The organism is Devosia sp. (genome assembly GCF_040509215.1).
In the GTDB taxonomy this organism is placed as follows: domain Bacteria; phylum Pseudomonadota; class Alphaproteobacteria; order Rhizobiales; family Devosiaceae; genus Devosia.
Window position 1 is genome coordinate 1 of the sequence record NZ_JBEVLL010000339.1, and the last position, 17,576, is coordinate 17,576.

The window sequence follows — 17,576 nt, forward strand, 5'->3', positions numbered from 1 at the left end:
CTTATTCCGCCAGCTTGGCCGGAACGGCTTCGGTCGGTTCGGGCTCGTGGTCGACGGGCCCCTTGGGCAGGAAGCGTCGCGTGAAAGCGCTGAAGCTGTCGATATACGTCAAGAGAACCGGCACGACGAGCAAGGTCAGCGCCGTCGAGCTGATGAGACCGCCGATAACGGCATGGGCCATGGGTGCATTCTGCCCCGACCCCTCATGCAGGCTCAACGCCAGCGGCAGCATGCCGAAGATCATGGCGAGCGTCGTCATGATGATCGGCCGGAAGCGCGTGGCGCCAGCCTCGACCAGAGCCTCGTAGAGGTTCCAACCGGCCTTCACATGCTGGTTGGCATTGTCGACCAACAGGATGGCGTTCTTCACCACCAGACCCATCAGCATGATGAAGCCAATGGCCGAGAACATGTTGAGCGTCGATCCGCCAACGAGCAGGCCCACCATCACGCCGATCAGCGCCAGGGGCAGCGAGCCCATGATGGCGATCGGCTGCAGGAAGCTGCCGAACTGGCTGGCAAGAACGAGGTAGATGAAGATCACCGCCAGCAGCAGTGCCGAACCGATGGCACCCATTGTCTCGGCGATCTGCTCGACTTCGCCACCAAAGCTGCTGCGATAGCCCGTCGGGAATTCGAGGCTATCGACGGCGGCCTGGATCTGCGGCGTCACCGTCCCCAGCTCGACACCAGAGAGGTAAGCCTCGACGGTCACACCCCGTTGCAGGTCCTGGCGATTGATCGTCGCCGGACCCGTACTGGCGACGACTTCCGCCACCTGGCCAAGCTTGATCATGCTGTTCGAGCCGGTAGCACCCGATTGCGCGATCGGCAGGTTGCTGATCGCATCGAGATCGTTGCGCAGACTCTCTGGCAGACGAACGACCAGCGACGAGATTTCCCCGTTTGGTGCCGTCCAATCCACCACTTCCTCGCCGCTGATCAGCGGGCCGAGGGTTGCGGCAACCTGCGACATGGAGACGCCGAGATTATTGGCGAGTTCCCGGTCGACATTTATACCAACTACCGACTGCGCATCATCAAGGCTCGAGGTGATGTCGATAAGACCATCGATCTCCTCCATCTCCGCCATCAACTGGTCAGCGAGTTGGCCGAGTTGAACGAAGCTGTCGCCATAAAGCGTAATCGAGACCGGCGCAGTCGACTGGCCAAGACCCGAAGCAGCCGAAACCTGGAATTTGACCCCAGGAACAGCCTCAAGCAGGCGCCGGGCCTCGGGCATCAAATCCTGCGGCGAGCGGGTGCGTTCCGAGCTTGAGACCAGGGTAACCGTCATGGTGCCGGAATTGGCGCCGCTGGCAGCAAGGCCGCCGGCAATCGTCGAATAGGTCCGGTCCACTTCGGGAATCTGGCGCAGCACCGTCTCGGCCTGCAACAGCTTCCGCGCAGTGTGTTCCTTGGTCGATCCCGCCGGCGTTTCGGCGGTGACCGTGAAGATGCCATTGTCCGTCGCCGGCACGAATTCGACGCCGACCCGAGGGAAGAGCAGCAGCGAGCCCACGAGGGAAAGCACGGCCAGTAGCAGCACCGACTTGCGATACTTCAGACCCCAGCGGATGAGGTGCCGATAACCCTCGGTGATCCACTCGAAGAGCCGGTCGAATTGCTGGATGGCCCGGCCGATCGGCCCGCGCTTGGCGTTCGGATCGGACGACGGATCGTACCAGACGCTCGACATCATCGGGTCAAGCGTGAATGCCACGAAGAGCGAGATGAGCACGGCCACCGAAACGGTGACGCCGAACTGCAGGAAGAACCTGCCCATGATGCCATCCATGAAGGCAACCGGCAGGAACACGGCGACAATGGACAAGGTCGTGGCAAGAACGGCGAGCCCGATTTCATTGGTGCCGTCGAAAGCCGCCTGACGGTGGCTCTTGCCCATATGCAGGTGGCGCGTGATGTTCTCGCGCACCACGATGGCGTCATCGATCAGAATACCCACCGCCAGCGATAGGGCCAGCAGCGTCATCATGTTGAGCGTGAAGCCCAGGAAATTGAGCGCCACCATGGTGCCGATGATCGAGATCGGCAGGGTGAGGCCCGTGATGACAGTCGAACGCCAGGAATTGAGGAACAGGAAGACGATCACGACGGCGAGGAGAGCGCCTTCGATCAGCATGTTCTGGACGGCGTGGAACGAGTCCTCCACCGGCTTGGCGTTGTCGACCACCACCTCGATATTGACGCCCGCATTGGCCAGTTCGCCCGTCAGCAGGTTGTCGATCGTGTGGCGGATAGCCTCGGCAACCCCGACGGTATTGGCGCCCTGGGTCTTGAGAATGTCAATGGCGAGAGCCCGCTCGCCATTGAGAATGGCAAGGCTCGAAGCTTCTCCCGTACCGTCCTCGATGGTGGCGACGTCACGCAGCGTGACCGGCTGGCCACCCTGGTTGCCCACGATGATGTCGTAAAAGTCTTCCTGGTTCTCGAGCCGTCCAAGCACCTGGATGGACTGCACGATGCTGCCCTCGGTGATCGAACCAGCCGAGAGATCCCGGTTCGAACTCTGCAGCGCCGAAATCACGGCACTGGGAGAGATATTGAAGGCCGTCAGGCGGTCGGGGTCGATCTGGATATTGAGCTGGCGCGGCACCCCGCCCACGACCGAGGCGCTACCAACACCGGAGATATTGGAGAGGCGCTTGACGATGATGTCCTCGGTCAACGAGGTCAGATCGCGGTCCGACAGCGTGCTCGAACTGACGGCAAGCGACAGCACCGGCAGGGCCGACGGATCGAAGCGCAGCACGCGCGGATCGCCGGCATTGTCCGGCAGGTCGGCCTTGATCGGGTCGATCTTGTCGCGAACTTCCTGGGCCATCTGCTGGGAGTTCTGCTCAAGATCAAAGATCATGAGCACCATGGCCTGGCCGGACTGGGCCGTCGACTGGATGGAATCGAGACCGGCAATGGTATTCACCGCCTCCTCGATTGGCTCGACGATGTCGGCCTCGACCGATTCCGGTGAAGCGCCGGGATAGGAAACGACGACCGCGACGACCGGAAAGTCGACATCGGGCATCTGTTCGATGGGGAGGCGCTGGTACGAATAGATACCGAACACCATGATGGCCACCATGATCATGGTGGCAAAGACGGGGTTGTTGACGCTGATGCGCGTGAGGAACATTGGCGTCAGTCCTCTACGGTCTCATAGGCAGAGCCAGCCGTCAGTTCGGCCAGCGGCGCGGAGACGATGACATCGCCTGCGGCAAGGCCGGTGACTTCCACCATCCCGCCGCGATGCCAGGCTTCGCCCGGCTCGATCGCCTGCCGCACGAGCGTCCCGCCATCGAGTTTGAGCACGAAGTCGCCCTCGGCATCCTCGCGCAGCGCCGAAACAGGCACGGCAATGGCATCGGCCTTTTCGGTAACCGTGATCTGCCCGGTGGCAAACATGCCGCCGCGCAGCAGGCCCGCCTCATTGTCGATCAGCACATAGATCGGAATGGTGCGCGTGCCGCTCGCCGCAACCGGATTGACGCGGGTCACTTCACCCTCGAACGTCTGTCCGTCAAGGCCCGTAGCCGTCACTTCCACGGCCTGGCCGGGCGCGACAGCCGCACTCGAATTGACCGAACCCGACGCCTGGAACTCCATTTCATCGAGATTGACGACGGTGAACAGCGCCGTGCCGGCGGCGATCGTTTGACCGGCCTCGACGGAGCGTTCCGAGACGACGCCATCGATGGGCGCACGAACGGTCGCATTGCTCAGCGCCAGCTCGGCCACCGACACTGCGCTCTCGAGCGCCGTCATGTTGGCCTCGAGCGCTGCCGTTGCCGAGCGCGCCTGTTCAAGCGCCGATGGGCTAGTCAGCCCCTGCCGCGCCAATTCTTCAGTGCGCTCGAGCTGCTGCTGGGAGGAGAAAAGCTGTGCACGGGTCGCGTCGGCCGTGGCGCGCTGCTGGGCCAGTTGCAGGGCAAGATTGGCCTGATCGATTTCGACCAGAACCTGACCCTCCTTGACGTTATTGCCCGGACGGACGGCAACGCTGAGCACACGACCTCCGGCCTGCGCGGCAACGACGGACTGCTTGGACGGCACCAGCGTGCCGGTAACCCGCACTGTCTGACGCAGCGTCTGCGGCGCGATCTCGGTGGTTTCCGAGGTCAGCAACTGCCGGACAACCGGCGCTGCCTCGGCAACTTCCACCGGCGCCGGTGCGGGCGGGCGCGTAACGAAGAAGACGACACCACCAACCACGATCAGCCCAAGCACGATCCAGGGCCCAATCCTGCGTTTGGGCTTGAGCCCCTCCGCGACGCGGCGGGCGTTTTCTTTTTCCCGCTTGCTTTGTGCCCATTCGGGCTTTTCATGGGCTGTGGTCATGGAGAGTGTCCTGATGAAATGGGGTCGATTGATAGTCTATCGGCCTGTGGGCACTGGCCTATCGGGAGATGTACGAGCAATGGAAAGGCGAGGGCGGGGTCGTCCTGCGCATTTGTCTCAAGCTTTCGGCCAAGGCTGTGTCCAGTACAGGATTGGCGCAAAGTCCGGAGTGCCGGTCGCCGCGCGGGTTACAATTCTCGCGTTCGGCTCCTTTTCCTTTGTCCATATTGCCGCAACATTGCGAAACTGCAAAGTCCACGCAATGCAATGGCAATCATTGTCAGACATAACCCCATCCATGATGAGGTAACCATGCGCATACTTTTGGTGGAGGACGAGCTCGATCTGGCACGAGCATTGATCAGTGCCCTCGAACGCCACGACATCCTGGTAGATCATGTTTCGACCCTGGAAATGGCGCTCGAAGCTGTCGAAAATGCCGTCCATTCGATTGCGGTTCTCGATCGCAAATTGCCCGATGGCGACAGCCTGACAATCATCCCGCAGCTGCGCCGCGCGCAGGCCGGGCTCCCCATTATCGTGCTCTCCGCCCTCGGCTCCCCCGAGCATCGCATCGAAGGCCTTGAAACAGGCGCCGACGATTATCTCGCAAAGCCCTTTGTCGTCGACGAACTGGTCGCCCGTATCCGCGCCCTGATGCGCCGCCCGGCCATGATCGCCGATATGGGCATCACCGTGGGCAAGCTAACCTTCAATCTCGGCGATGGCACGGCCACTGCCGCCGGCGAGCCGATGACATTGACCCGCCGCGAAGTGCTCGCCCTCGAAGTCCTCGTCCGCCGCGCCGGCCGCACGGTCGCCCGTTCCGCGCTTGAGGAAGCCGTCTACGGGTTCGACGACGAGATCGCCTCCAACACGCTCGACGCCCATATCTCCCGGCTGCGACGCAAGCTCGCTCCCGCCAATGTCGAGATCCACAGCATCAGGGGGATCGGGTACCTCCTCAAGGCAACCTCATGAAACATAGGCCATTATCGCTGCGACGCGTCCTGTCGCGCGGCCTCATCACCATCCAGATCGCCGTGCTTGTCGGCTTCACGCTCGTCGCCGCCGTGCCCTTCCTTCTCGCCGTCAGCGCCCAGCAGGGCCTCGACGAAAGCGTCGTGGACGATATCGTCCGCTCCGTGCAGCGCGTCGAGGATGGCAGTTTTTCCCTCGAGCCCAATTCCGACCTGCAGGAAGTCGTCGATGCCTATCCCGACTTCTGGTTCATCATGGTCGATGCGGAAGGCAATATCCTGAGGCGCGGCAACGTACCCGCGCCCGTAAACCTCTTCCCGCAGAACCTCGTCCATGTCTCCTCGGCAAACTTCACCGATTTCGGCGACTCCAAGAGCCCCTATGCCATCGTCCGCACCCGCAATTCGAACATTGGCCGGCTTTGGGTGATGACCGGTGGCGGCCCTGCCGTCAGCTTCAGCGTGGTCGCCAAGGCCTTCGGCAATCCGATGTTCGTTGGCCTGATCATCCTGCTCTCGGCCGCAACGGTGCTGACCATCCCGCCGCTGATCCGCCGGTCCCTCCTCGGCGTGGAGCAAGTGGCACGCGATGCCGAACAGATCGATATCGGCCAGAGCGACGTGCGCTTGTCCTACGAGCGCGTGCCGGTGGAACTCGTGCCCCTGGTGCGCGCCTTTAACGAGGCCCTGGATCGTCTCGACAGCGGTATCGCCCGCCAGCGGCGTTTCCTCGCCGATGCTGCGCACGAATTGCGCACGCCCATCGCCATCCTGCAGACCCGCCTTGAATCCCTCCCCGACGGCGCCGACAAGCGCCAGTTGCAGCGGGATTCCGCCCGGCTCGGTGGCATGGCCAACGAATTGCTCGATCTTCATCGCCTGGCGCTGTCGCCAGACAGTTTCGAGACCGTCGACCTCGTGGATATCTCTGCGCAGGTCACTGCCGACCTCGCCCCCCTCGCCATCGATGCAGGCTGCGACATCGAGTTTGTTGGCCCTGAAACGCGTGTGAACGTAAAAGGCGACGCCTCTGCCCTGTCGCGCGCCATCGCCAATCTCGTCCTCAACGCCATGTCGCATGGCGGCCCGCAGGTGCACATCCGCGTCGAGGTCAACACCGACGGCCGCGTCTGCGTGTCGGACAACGGCCCGGGAGTCGATCCCGAGCACCGCGAGGAGATCTTCTGGCCGTTCCACCGCCTGTCGCAATCGCCGAACGGCGCCGGTCTTGGCCTCAGCCTTGTCTACGACATCATCAAGCGTCACGGCGGCAAGGTCAGCGTCGCGACCGCTCCGCAAGGCGGTGCCCTCTTCGAGATCAGCCTGCCGATCACCAAGGCCTAGGACCGCCAGCGGTCCCTGAGCAGCCAGTAGAGTGCGAAGAGCGACAGCAGTGCCAGCCCAAACCAGGTCAGCGCGTAGAGTAGGTGATTGTTGGAAAAAGCAAGGACGGTGAGCCCTCCAATCGGATAGGCTGCGCCACTCGCATCCGCATCGACAAAGAACGGCGCCAGATTCCCGATGCCACGGGCCGCGCCGATCTCGGCCACATCACGCGAATACCAGCGTCCCGCACTGGGATCGTTGCTCCGCAAAAAACCGCCATCCGGCTCGGTTGCCCGCAAAAGCCCTGAGACGGTCACGGCGCCCTCTGGGCGGTCCACGCCAGCATCGCGCTGGCTGGCCGTCACAAATCCACGATTGACCAGAACCACCGGACCATCATCGAGCGCCAGCGGCGTCATCACCCAGAAGCCGCCGCCATAGACGGTCACGGCCTGGCTCAGCGTATCGCTGCCCTCGAACCGGCCGCTGACTGACACCCGCTGATATTCGCTGGCCGAGGCGTCGATCCCATCCCAATCCGCCTGATTGAGATCAAGCGGCGCAGCGGTGCTGCGTGCCTCCACCGCGGCGACGAGACCGTTCTTCCAGGCAAGTCGCTCGAGTTGCCAGACGCCGAGCGCGCCGAAACCCACTGCACAGACAGCAGCGAAGGCGGCAAAGGCAACGAGGCCGAAGGAGAGCCTTCGTGCCCCCTGCCCTTCCCGCTCAGTCATCGCGTCAGATCAGGTCTGCCGGGTTCATGATATGGCCCGGCATCATATTGGTATTGAGGTGGAACATCACCCAGAGCGAGCCCGACAGGGCAATGACGATGACAATGATGGTGAAGATCGCCGCCATCATCGTCCAGCCGCCCTCGGATTTGGTGTTCATGTGCAGGAAATAGACCATATGCACAAAGATCTGCACCACGCCGAAAGCCATGATCACCAGCGTCGCGATCGTGGTGTCGGCAATGACATTGCCCATCACCAGCCAGAACGGAATGGCGGTGAGAATGACCGAGAGCGCAAAGCCGATCAGGTAGGTGCGCCGCGTACCGTGATCGTGACCGTCGCCATGCACTTCCGGATTGGGATGCGCATGCGTGCCCGAGGCCAGCGTGTCGTGGGAGGTAGAAGCGCTCATCGCAGCATCCCCATGAGATAGACAACGGTAAAAACGCCGATCCAGATGACGTCGAGGAAGTGCCAGAACATCGACAGGCACTGCACGCGGATCTTGTTGGCCGGGATCAGCCCCTTGGTGCCGATCTGGATCAGCAGCGTCACGAGCCAGAGAATGCCGAAGGTCACGTGCAGGGCGTGCGTACCCACCAGCACAAAGAAGGCGGACAGGAAGGCTGAACGCTGCGGCACCGCGCCTTCATGGATCATGTGGTAGAATTCATAGAGCGTTAGCCTCAGGAACACCGCGCCCAGAATGCCGGTGATCACCAGCCAGACCAGCGTGCCGGTCTTCTTGCCTTCGTCCATGTCGAGCATGGCGAAGCCATAGGTGATCGAGCTCAGCAGCAGCGCGCCCGTGCTGACCGCCACTAGTTGCAGGTTGAACAGGTGTTCCGGCGATGGGCCGGCGGCAAAATTGCCGCCGAGCACGCCATAGATGGCAAAGAGTGATGCGAAGATGAGGCAGTCGCTCATCAGATAGAGCCAGAACCCGATCTGGGTCGAGCCATGCGGGGCATGGTGGTGCGGCACCAGTTCGTAGAACTGCGGGGCCTCACCCTCGGCGGTGGTTGCGTTTGAACTCATCTTAGCGGGCTCCGCTCAGCAGGCGCGTGCGGGTGTCTTCGACCTCGGCAACGGCCTCGACCGGGATGTAGTAGTCGCGGTCATAGTTGAATGTGTGGATGATGGCAGCGCCGATGAGCGCCACGAAGCTCAGGATGACCAGCCACCACATGTACCAGATGAGGGCAAAGCCGAGCACGACGCTGAGACCCGCCAGGACGACGCCCGTACCGGTATTGCGCGGCATGTGGATTTCCATGAAGCCCTTGATCGGCCGCTGCGAGTGCCTGTTCTTCATGTCCGCCCAGGCATCGTTGTCGTGGATGACAGGAGTGAAGGCGAAGTTGTACTGCGGCGGCGGCGAGGACGTCGCCCATTCGAGCGTGCGGCCATTCCACGGATCGCCCGTCGTGTCCCATTCCTTGTTCTTGCCAAGGATCGACACGCCGAACTGGATCAGCATGGCGCCGATGCCACCTGCGATCACCAGCGCGCCGATACCGGCGATGATGAACCAGATCTGCAGCGACGGGTCGTCGAACGTGCGGAGGCGCCGCGTGATGCCCATCAGGCCCAGCACGTAGAGCGGACCGAAAGCCAACCAGAAGCCGACGTTCCAGAGCCAGAACGAGACCTTGCCCCAGAATTCGTTGAGCTTGTAGCCGAACGCCTTGGGCCACCAGTAGTTGATGCCGGCAAAGATGCCGAACAGCACGCCGCCGATGATGACGTTGTGGAAGTGGGCCACGAGGAAGAGCGAATTGTGCAGCACGAAGTCGGCCGGCGGCACCGCGAGCAGCACGCCGGTCATGCCACCGATAGTGAAGGTGAGCATGAAGGCGATGAGCCACATCATCGGCAGTTCGAAGCGGATGCGGCCCTTGTACATCGTAAAGAGCCAGTTGAAGATCTTCGCCCCCGTGGGGATCGAGATGATCATCGTGGTGATGCCGAAGAACGAGTTGACGCTCGCCCCCGACCCCATCGTGAAGAAGTGGTGCAGCCAGACGAGGTAGGACAGCACCGTGATCACGACGGTCGCGTAGACCATGGACGTGTAGCCGAAGAGACGCTTGCCCGAGAAGGTCGAGGCGACTTCCGAGAAGATGCCGAAGCATGGCAGGATCAGGATGTAGACTTCCGGGTGGCCCCAGATCCAGATGAGGTTGATATACATCATCGGGCTACCGCCGAAATCGGCGGTGAAGAAGTTGGTGCCGACATAACGATCGAGCGCGAGCAGCGTCAGCACTGCCGTCAGGATCGGGAAGGACGCAACAATGAGCACGTTGGTGCAGAGCGATGTCCAGGTGAAGACCGGCATCTTCATCAGCGTCATGCCCGGGGCACGCATCTTGATGATGGTCGCGATCAGGTTGACGCCCGATAAGGTCGTCCCCACACCCGCCACCTGCAGGGCCCAGATGTAGTAGTCGACGCCCGAGGCCGGTGAATGCTCGATCCCTGACAATGGCGGGAAAGCCAGCCAGCCGGTCTGGGCGAATTCGCCGACAAAGAGGCTCATCATCACCAGCACGGCGCCGCCGGTGGTCATCCAGAACGAGAAATTGTTGAGGAAGGGGAAGCTGACGTCGCGCGCGCCGATCTGCAGCGGCACGATATAGTTCATGAAGCCCGTGATCAGCGGCATGGCCACAAAGAAGATCATGATCACGCCGTGCACGGAGAACAGCTGATCATAGTGGTGGGCGTTGAGATAACCCTCCGAGCCATTGAAGGCGATGGCCTGCTGCAGGCGCATCATCAGCGCATCGGCAAAGCCGCGCAGCAGCATGACGAGGCCGAGCACCATATACATGATGCCCACCTTCTTGTGGTCGACGCTGGTGAACCATTCTTTCCAGAGATAGCCCCAAAGCTTGAAATAGGTCAGCGCGCCAACCACGGCGAGGCCACCAACGGCCACGACGAGGAAGGTGATGACCACGATCGGTTCATGCAGCGGCAGGACGTCCCAGGTGAGACGCCCAAAGATGAAGGACCAGAATTCGTTTGTCATAGCGCGTCAGCCGAGGTGTTTTGGTTGAAGGCGAGCTTGCCGGCGAGCCAGTCAAGCGCGGGCGCATTGCTATGCGCGACCATTTCCGGGCGAATAAGACCCTTGCCTACCAGCGGCGCAGCGTTCGGTGCCTTGATGGCCGGCAGCTTTGCCGTCATGGCAATGGCTTCGTCCGTCGAGCAGATGGCGGCGACATAGGTCTTCTGCGGCCCGAAGGGCGAGCGGTTCTTTTCCCCGCCACCATAGAGCTCTGGCGCCAGATTGTTGACGCCGGCATGGCCGAGGCCACCCTGCTCGTCGATGGACATCATCTCGCTCACGCACATCTTGTCGCGTTCGACGCACATGTTGAGGATCGCGGTGTAAAGACCGCTTTCCACACCGGCGAAGTGCATGACCGGCACGTGCTCGCTGGGCTTTTCGACCTCGAGATAGCGCTGGCGGTTGAGCATGTCGGGCGAGTTGCGAACCTCGGCCACCCAGGCCTCAAATTCACTATCGCTGACGCCCTTGGTTTGGAAATGCATGCCCGAAAAACCGTGGCCGCTATAGTGGGCAGCAATGCCCCTATAGGTACCGGGCTCGTTGATCACGCCGTGCAGACGGGTCTGCATGCCCGGCATGGCGTAGATCTGGCCGGCCATGGCGGGAATGTAGAAGGAATTCATCACCGTCGAAGCGGTCAGCTTGAAGCTGATCGGTCGATCGACCGGCGTAACGAACTCGTTGACCGTGGCAATGTCGTATTGCGGGTAGATGAACATCCACTTCCAGTCGAGCGCCACGACCTCCACTTCGAGGGGCTCCACTTCGGCGATCACCGGCCGGTCCGGACCGAGGCGACCAAGCTGGCGATAGGGATCGAGCAGATGCGTCGAAACCCAGGTCACCGCGCCAAGGCAGATGATGATGGCGAGCGGGGCAGACCAGATCACCAGCTCGAGCTGGGTCGAGTGATCCCAGTTCGGCTCATATTTGGCATTGTTGCCCTGCCGGTATTTGCGCGCGAACAGCACGACAAGCACCATCACCGGAATGATGATGAGCAACATGAGCACCGTTGCGATGATGATGAGATCGCGCTGCTGCAAGGCGACATCGCCAGCCGGCGCCATCACCACGGCATTACAGCCGGCGAGAAGTGGTGCCACGAGGGGCACGAGAAGAAGTTTGGCAAAACGAGACATTGCGGCCCTTGGGAGGAAGACTGCGCTGGTTTGCGGACTACTCTCATGGCACCCTCTGCGCCATCGGACATTTTGTCCACTCGTAAGCGCACTGTCTTTGATGCAAGACAAATCCAAACCGGTCCGCTGCGGACCACTGGCCGCGTTCACTTGTCACCCCGGACGCGGTACAGAACTTCAATAATGCCAGGAGCTTAGCGACATGGCCGCCTCCACACCCCACGTCCCTGAGACAACCGCTGAGCACGATGCGCGCCAGCTCCATTCCACTCACAGACCCGTCGACGCCAACGAGATCGCCATCGGTGTGATTATTGGTCGCACCTCGGAGTTCTTCGATTTCTTCGTTTATGCCATCGCTTCGGTGCTGGTTTTCCCGAGTCTCATCTTCTCCTTTGCCGATCCGCTGACCGGCACGCTCCTGTCCTTCGCGGTCTTCGCCCTTGCTTTTGTTGCCCGCCCCATCGGCACGGCAATATTCCTGGCCGTCGACCGTCGCTACGGCCGAGGCGTCAAGCTCACCATCGCCCTGATGCTGCTCGGCGTCTCGACCGTCGCCACCGCGTTCCTCCCCGGCTACGATCAGGTCGGCTGGCTTGCCGTCGCTATTCTCGTGATCTTCCGCATCGGCCAGGGCCTCGCCCTCGCCGGCACCTGGGATGGCCTCGCCTCCCTCCTCGCGCTCAACGCGCCCCAGGAAAAGCGTGGCTGGTTCGCCATGGTGCCCCAGCTCGGCGCCCCCATCGGCCTCATCGTTGCCAGCGCCCTCTTTGCCTATCTCTCCTGGGCCCTCTCGGCCGAAGATTTCCTCGGCTGGGGCTGGCGCTATCCGTTCTTCGTGGCCTTCGCGATTAACATCGTGGCGCTCTTCGCGCGCCTCCGTATCGTGGTCACGCCCGAATACACCCACCTCTTCGAAAGCGGCGAGCTTGAGCCCTCGACACTGCGTGAAACGATCACCAATGACTGGCGCAACATCGTCATCGGCGCCTTCGCGCCGCTGGCAAGCTTCGCCCTCTTCCACATGGTGACCGTGTTCCCGCTCTCCTATGTGTTCCTCTACACCCAGGAAGTGCCGGCCAATTTCCTCGTCATCGAAATCGCCGCCGCCTGCGTCGGTCTCGTCGCCGTGGTCCTCTCGGGCTATCTCGCTGACAGCATCGGCCGCCGCCAGCTTCTCGGCTATTCGGCTGCCGCCATCGGCGTCTTCAGCATATTCGCCCCGCTCCTCCTCGGCGCCGGCCAGACCGGCGAAACCATCTACATGATCATCGGCTTTGCCCTGCTCGGCGTGTCCTTCGGTCAGTCCTCGGGCGTCGTCGCCGCAAACTTCACCCGCCTCTATCGCTATACCGGTTCGGCGCTGACTTCGGACCTCGCCTGGCTCTTCGGCGCCGGCTTCGCGCCGCTGGTGGCTTTGCTGCTTTCGAGCAATTTTGGCCTCATCTCTTCGGGTGCCTATCTGCTCTCGGGCGCCGTCTGCACGCTCGTGGCGCTCTATCTCAACCGGCACCTCGCCCGCACTAACTAACTGTTATTGCAGCTTCAATCAGGCGCGCGATCACACCCGTGGTCGCGCGCTTCGTCTTTTTTGCCTCCCCCCAAAAGAACAAGTGCAAGTCGCCAATCTTGTATGGTACATGTAACCGCGCGGCGAATAGGATGAGTCATCAGCCGCAGATTTTGATGGCATGCGAGGAGCGGAAATGGCCAAGACTTATGCAATCGTGGGCACGGGCGGACGGGCCAGGATGTTCTACGAGGCCATCCTTGGACCCCACAAGGATAACTCGCGCGTCGTCGCCCTCTGCGACACCAACCAGACCCGCATGGACTACACCAACCGCCTCTTCGTCGAAGAACTCGGCGGCGAAGCAGTGCCGACCTACAAGGCCAGCGACTTCGAAAAGATGATCGCCGAGCAAAAGCCCGATTTCGTCATCGTCACCTCGGTCGACCGTACCCACCACAAGTACATCATCCGCGCCATGGAACTCGGCTGCGACGTGATTACCGAAAAGCCGATGACCGTCGACAAGGAAAAGTGCCAGGAAATCCTCGACGCCGTCGAGCGCACCGGCAAGAACATCCGCGTCACCTTCAACTATCGCTACGCCCCGCACAATTCGGCCCTGCGCGAACTGATCGCCGAAGGCGCCATCGGCACCCCGACCTCGATTCACTTTGAATGGCTGCTCGATACCCGCCACGGCGCCGACTATTTCCGCCGCTGGCACCGCGACAAGCGCAATTCCGGTGGCCTGATGGTCCACAAATCGACCCACCACTTCGACCTCGTCAATTTCTGGCTCGGTAGCCAGCCCGACACGGTCTTTGCCATGGGCGACCTGAAGTTCTACGGCCGCGCCAATGCTGAGGAACGCGGCGTCTTCACGCCCTATACCCGCACGACCGGCGTAGAGGCTGCCAAGGACGACAAGTTCGCCATCGACCTCACCTCGACCCCGACGCAGAAGGCGCTCTATTGGGATGCCGAGAAGGAAGACGGCTACCAGCGCGACCAGAACGTCTTTGGCGACGGCATTTCCATCGAAGACACGATGAATGTCATGGTCCGCTACCGCAACAAGGCGGTGATGACCTATTCGCTCTACGCCTATGCCCCTTGGGAAGGCTTTAACGTTGCCATCAACGGCACCGGCGGTCGCCTGGAACTGATGGTCCGCGAAACTTCCTATATCAATGCCGGCTCCACTTCGACCGCCGAGGGTGCGGCCAAGGGCGTCGATCTCTACCACTTCCCGCTCCACGGCGAATCTCGCGTCGTCCACGTTCCTGCAGGCGAAGGCGGGCATGGCGGCGGCGACAAGATCATGCTCGAAGAAATCTTCGGCAACGCCACGCCGCGTCCGGGCTATGGCGCCAACCATCGCGATGGCGCGCTCTCGATCCTGACCGGCATCGCCGCCAACCAGTCCTTCGCGACTGGCCTGCCGGTCGACGTGCGGACACTGGTCAAACTCTGACCTCAAAGGGACGATTTGGTTAGCAGACTGCTGGCATCGACAACGCCCTTTGGGAGAATGGGCGAAGTTGCCAGCGGTCACGGCCCGAAGAGGAGAAGGCCATTGCGAAAATCAGCCGACCAATTGCGTTCGGCGCGCTGGTTCGCGCCGGACGACCTGAGAAGTTTTGGCCACCGCTCGCGGCTGATGCAGCTCGGCTATTCGGAAGCCGACTTCATGGGCAAGCCCGTGATCGGCATCCTCAACACCTGGTCCGAACTCAACGCCTGCCACAGCCATTTTCCCGAACGCGTCGAAGCGGTGAAGCGCGGCGTCTTGGCAGCCGGCGGTTTCCCGGTCGAACTGCCGACACTCTCGGTGGACGAGAGTTTCACCAAACCGACCTCGATGCTCTACCGCAACCTCCTCGCCATGGAGGCCGAGGAAAACATCCGCTCGCACCCGCTCGATGGCGTTGTCCTGATGGGTGGCTGCGACAAGACCACGCCCGGCCTCGTCATGGGCGGCATCACTGCCAATGTGCCGATGATCTACCTGCCCGCCGGCCCCATGCTGCGCGGCAATTATGCCGGCAAGCCCCTGGGCTCGGGCTCGGACGCCTGGAAATACTGGGACGAACGTCGCGCCGGCAATGTCACCGATGAACAATGGCAAGGCCTACAAGGCGGCATTGCCCGCTCGGCCGGCGTCTGCATGACCATGGGCACGGCCTCCACCATGACCGCCATCGTCGATGCCATGGGCCTCACCCTGCCCGGCGCATCCTCGATTCCCGCTGTCGATTCCGCCCACCAGCGCATGTCGGCCGATTGCGGCCGCCGCATCGTCGACATGGCCTGGGATGACCTGACGCCCGCCCACATCGTCACCGAAGCCTCCATCCGCAATGGCGCCATCGTCGCCATGGCCACCGGGTGCTCGACCAATGCCGTGGTGCATCTGATCGCCATGGCCCGCCGCGCTGGCGTCGATCTCTCGCTCGACGATCTCGATGCGCTGGGCCGCACCACACCCCTCCTCGCCAATGTCCGTCCCAACGGCCAGGGCTACCTGATGGAGGACTTTTACTTTGCCGGCGGCCTTCGCGCGCTGATGACACAGATCACTGATCGGCTGCATCTCGGCGCCATCACCGTCAACGGCAAGACGCTGGGCGAAAACCTCGAAGGCGCCGTCGTCTATAATGACGACGTCATCCGCCCCCTCTCGAACCCCGTTTATCACGAGGGCTCATTGGCCGTTCTGCGCGGCAATCTCTGCCCCGATGGCGCCGTCATCAAACCCGCCGCCTGCGACCCAAAATACTACCGCCATCAGGGCCCGGCGCTGGTCTATGATTCTTATGCCGAGATGAAGGCGGCAATCGACGATGAAAACCTCGACGTCACGCCCGACCACGTCCTCGTCCTCCGCAATGCCGGCCCCCTCGGCGGCCCCGGCATGCCGGAATGGGGCATGCTTCCCATCCCCAAGGCGCTGATCAAGCAAGGTCACCGCGATATGCTGCGCATTTCCGACGCGCGCATGTCCGGCACGTCCTACGGCGCCTGCGTGCTCCACGTCGCCCCCGAATCCTATATCGGCGGCCCGCTGGCACTGCTGCGCACCGGCGATATCGTAAAACTCGACCTCGAAAATCGCCGGCTCGATATGCTGGTCGCCGAGGACGAGCTGGAGCGCCGCCGCGCCGCCTGGACCCCACCCGCCCCCCGCTTCGAACGCGGCTGGGGCTGGATGTATTCCAAACACGTCACCCAGGCCGACAAGGGCTGCGACTTCGACTTCCTCGAACGCGGCTTTGGCGCCGCCGCGGGCGAACCCGACATCTACTAAGTAATTGGCACCGAGCGTCACCAAACCTCGGATGAGGCAGCTTCGGATCAAACGAGGACAAGACCATGACACGCACGCTCGACAGGGCCCTGACAGGCATTTCCGGCATTCTCGTCACGCCCTATGACGAGAACGGCGACATCGCCCCGCAAAAGCTGGTGCCCGTTCTCGACCGAGCCCTCGGCGCTGGCCTCCACATGCCGGTGGTCAATGGCAATACTGGCGAATTCTATGCCCTGACGACTGAAGAAGCCTCCACCATGGTGCGCGAAGTGGTCCACCTCGTCGCTGGCCGCGCCCCGGTGCTGGCCGGTGTTGGCCGCGGCATTCGCGATGCCCAGGCACTGGCAAAAACCTCTGCCCTCGCTGGCGCCACGGCGCTCATGGTGCATCAGCCACCCGATCCCTTCGTCGCCCCGCGCGGCATCGTCGACTATTTGAAAGCCATCGCGGACGCCTCGGGCGGCCTGCCGATGATGCTCTATCTCCGCAATGACGCCATCGGCACCAAGGCCATTGCCGACCTCTGCGCCGTGCCCGGCGTAAAGGGCGTCAAATGGGCAACGCCCAATCCCTTGAAACTCGCCGAAGCCAAGGCGGCCTGCGATCCCGACATTGTCTGGGTCGGCGGCCTCGCCGAAGTCTGGGCCCCCGCCCTCTACGCCGTCGGCGCCCGCGGCTTCACCTCCGGCCTCATCAATGTCTGGCCCGAACGCTCCCTCGCCATCCATGCCGCGCTCGACAATGGCGATTATGTCAGTGCTAACAAGCTGATCGCCGGCATGAAGGCATTTGAGGACATCCGCGCCGAAGAGATGAACGGCACCAACGTCACCGGCGTAAAGGCCGCGCTACAGGCCCTCGGCCGCGATTGCGGCCCCACCCGTCCACCCTCCGCCTGGCCGCTGACCAAGACGCAACAGGACAAGCTCGAGGCGTTCATCGCAGAGAACGGGCTGCACTAGCCCGGCTCTCGACTTCTCCAGCCCACCAGCCGTCATCCTCGGGCTTGACCCGAGGACACTTCACTTACGGTTGGTGCAGCTAGTGCAGAGCCCTCGGGTCGAGCCCGAGGGTGACGGTCTGAGATGGGCGAAGGCTTCGTACTCGGCCCCCCACCCATCGTCATTGCC

At 62.2% G+C, this 17,576-nt stretch carries 13 protein-coding genes; 6 read left to right on the forward strand and 7 right to left on the reverse strand.

The features are described from left to right. Position 1: 1 nt before the first annotated feature. Positions 2–3,154 carry an efflux RND transporter permease subunit gene (locus ABW043_RS19165; protein WP_353922802.1) on the reverse strand — a complete coding sequence of 1,051 codons (3,153 nt, stop codon included), beginning with the start codon at positions 3,152–3,154 and terminating at the stop codon, positions 2–4. A 5-nt stretch (positions 3,155–3,159) separates the two neighbouring features. Continuing rightward, on the reverse strand, positions 3,160–4,356 hold the full coding sequence (locus ABW043_RS19170) for an efflux RND transporter periplasmic adaptor subunit (protein ID WP_353922803.1): 1,197 nt from the start codon (positions 4,354–4,356) through the stop codon (positions 3,160–3,162). A 312-nt stretch (positions 4,357–4,668) separates the two neighbouring features. Here ABW043_RS19170 and ABW043_RS19175 point away from each other — a divergent pair, with 312 nt between their 5' ends. Then, on the forward strand, positions 4,669–5,337 hold the full coding sequence (locus ABW043_RS19175) for a response regulator (RefSeq protein WP_353922804.1): 669 nt from the start codon (positions 4,669–4,671) through the stop codon (positions 5,335–5,337). Then, on the forward strand, positions 5,334–6,680 hold the full coding sequence (locus ABW043_RS19180; protein WP_353922805.1) for a sensor histidine kinase: 1,347 nt from the start codon (positions 5,334–5,336) through the stop codon (positions 6,678–6,680). Before ABW043_RS19175 ends, ABW043_RS19180 begins: the two co-directional genes overlap by 4 nt. Here ABW043_RS19180 and ABW043_RS19185 read toward each other — a convergent pair. From ABW043_RS19185 to cyoA, 5 genes are read right to left on the reverse strand one after another with little or no spacing between them, the layout of a single operon-like run. After that, a complete protein-coding gene (locus tag ABW043_RS19185; protein ID WP_353922806.1) occupies positions 6,677–7,396 on the reverse strand; it encodes an SURF1 family protein in 720 nt (239 codons plus the stop codon). The two genes, ABW043_RS19180 and ABW043_RS19185, sit on opposite strands and share 4 nt — an antisense overlap. Positions 7,397–7,400: 4 nt before the next feature. Then, on the reverse strand, positions 7,401–7,811 hold the full coding sequence (gene cyoD, locus ABW043_RS19190) for a cytochrome o ubiquinol oxidase subunit IV (protein ID WP_449394759.1): 411 nt from the start codon (positions 7,809–7,811) through the stop codon (positions 7,401–7,403). Beyond that, on the reverse strand, positions 7,808–8,437 hold the full coding sequence (gene cyoC, locus ABW043_RS19195) for a cytochrome o ubiquinol oxidase subunit III (protein ID WP_353922807.1): 630 nt from the start codon (positions 8,435–8,437) through the stop codon (positions 7,808–7,810). Before cyoC ends, cyoD begins: the two co-directional genes overlap by 4 nt. A 1-nt stretch (position 8,438) precedes the next feature. Beyond that, positions 8,439–10,436, reverse strand: a complete 1,998-nt coding sequence (cyoB, locus tag ABW043_RS19200) for a cytochrome o ubiquinol oxidase subunit I (RefSeq protein WP_353922808.1) — start codon at positions 10,434–10,436, stop codon at positions 8,439–8,441. Next, positions 10,433–11,623, reverse strand: a complete 1,191-nt coding sequence (cyoA, locus tag ABW043_RS19205; protein WP_353922809.1) for a ubiquinol oxidase subunit II — start codon at positions 11,621–11,623, stop codon at positions 10,433–10,435. Before cyoA ends, cyoB begins: the two co-directional genes overlap by 4 nt. A gap of 202 nt (positions 11,624–11,825) precedes the next feature. Here cyoA and ABW043_RS19210 point away from each other — a divergent pair, with 202 nt between their 5' ends. The 4 genes from ABW043_RS19210 to ABW043_RS19225 all read left to right on the forward strand — a co-directional run bounded on the left by ABW043_RS19210 (position 11,826) and on the right by ABW043_RS19225 (position 17,408). Beyond that, positions 11,826–13,154, forward strand: a complete 1,329-nt coding sequence (locus ABW043_RS19210) for an MFS transporter (RefSeq protein ID WP_353922810.1) — start codon at positions 11,826–11,828, stop codon at positions 13,152–13,154. A 175-nt stretch (positions 13,155–13,329) separates the two neighbouring features. Then, positions 13,330–14,610 carry a Gfo/Idh/MocA family oxidoreductase gene (locus ABW043_RS19215; RefSeq protein ID WP_353922811.1) on the forward strand — a complete coding sequence of 427 codons (1,281 nt, stop codon included), beginning with the start codon at positions 13,330–13,332 and terminating at the stop codon, positions 14,608–14,610. A gap of 102 nt (positions 14,611–14,712) precedes the next feature. Next, positions 14,713–16,443, forward strand: a complete 1,731-nt coding sequence (araD, locus tag ABW043_RS19220; protein WP_353922812.1) for an L-arabinonate dehydratase — start codon at positions 14,713–14,715, stop codon at positions 16,441–16,443. A 65-nt stretch (positions 16,444–16,508) separates the two neighbouring features. Next, positions 16,509–17,408 (forward strand): dihydrodipicolinate synthase family protein, encoded by a 900-nt coding sequence (locus tag ABW043_RS19225; protein ID WP_353922813.1) that lies wholly within the window; start codon positions 16,509–16,511, stop codon positions 17,406–17,408. Positions 17,409–17,576: the final 168 nt, after the last annotated feature.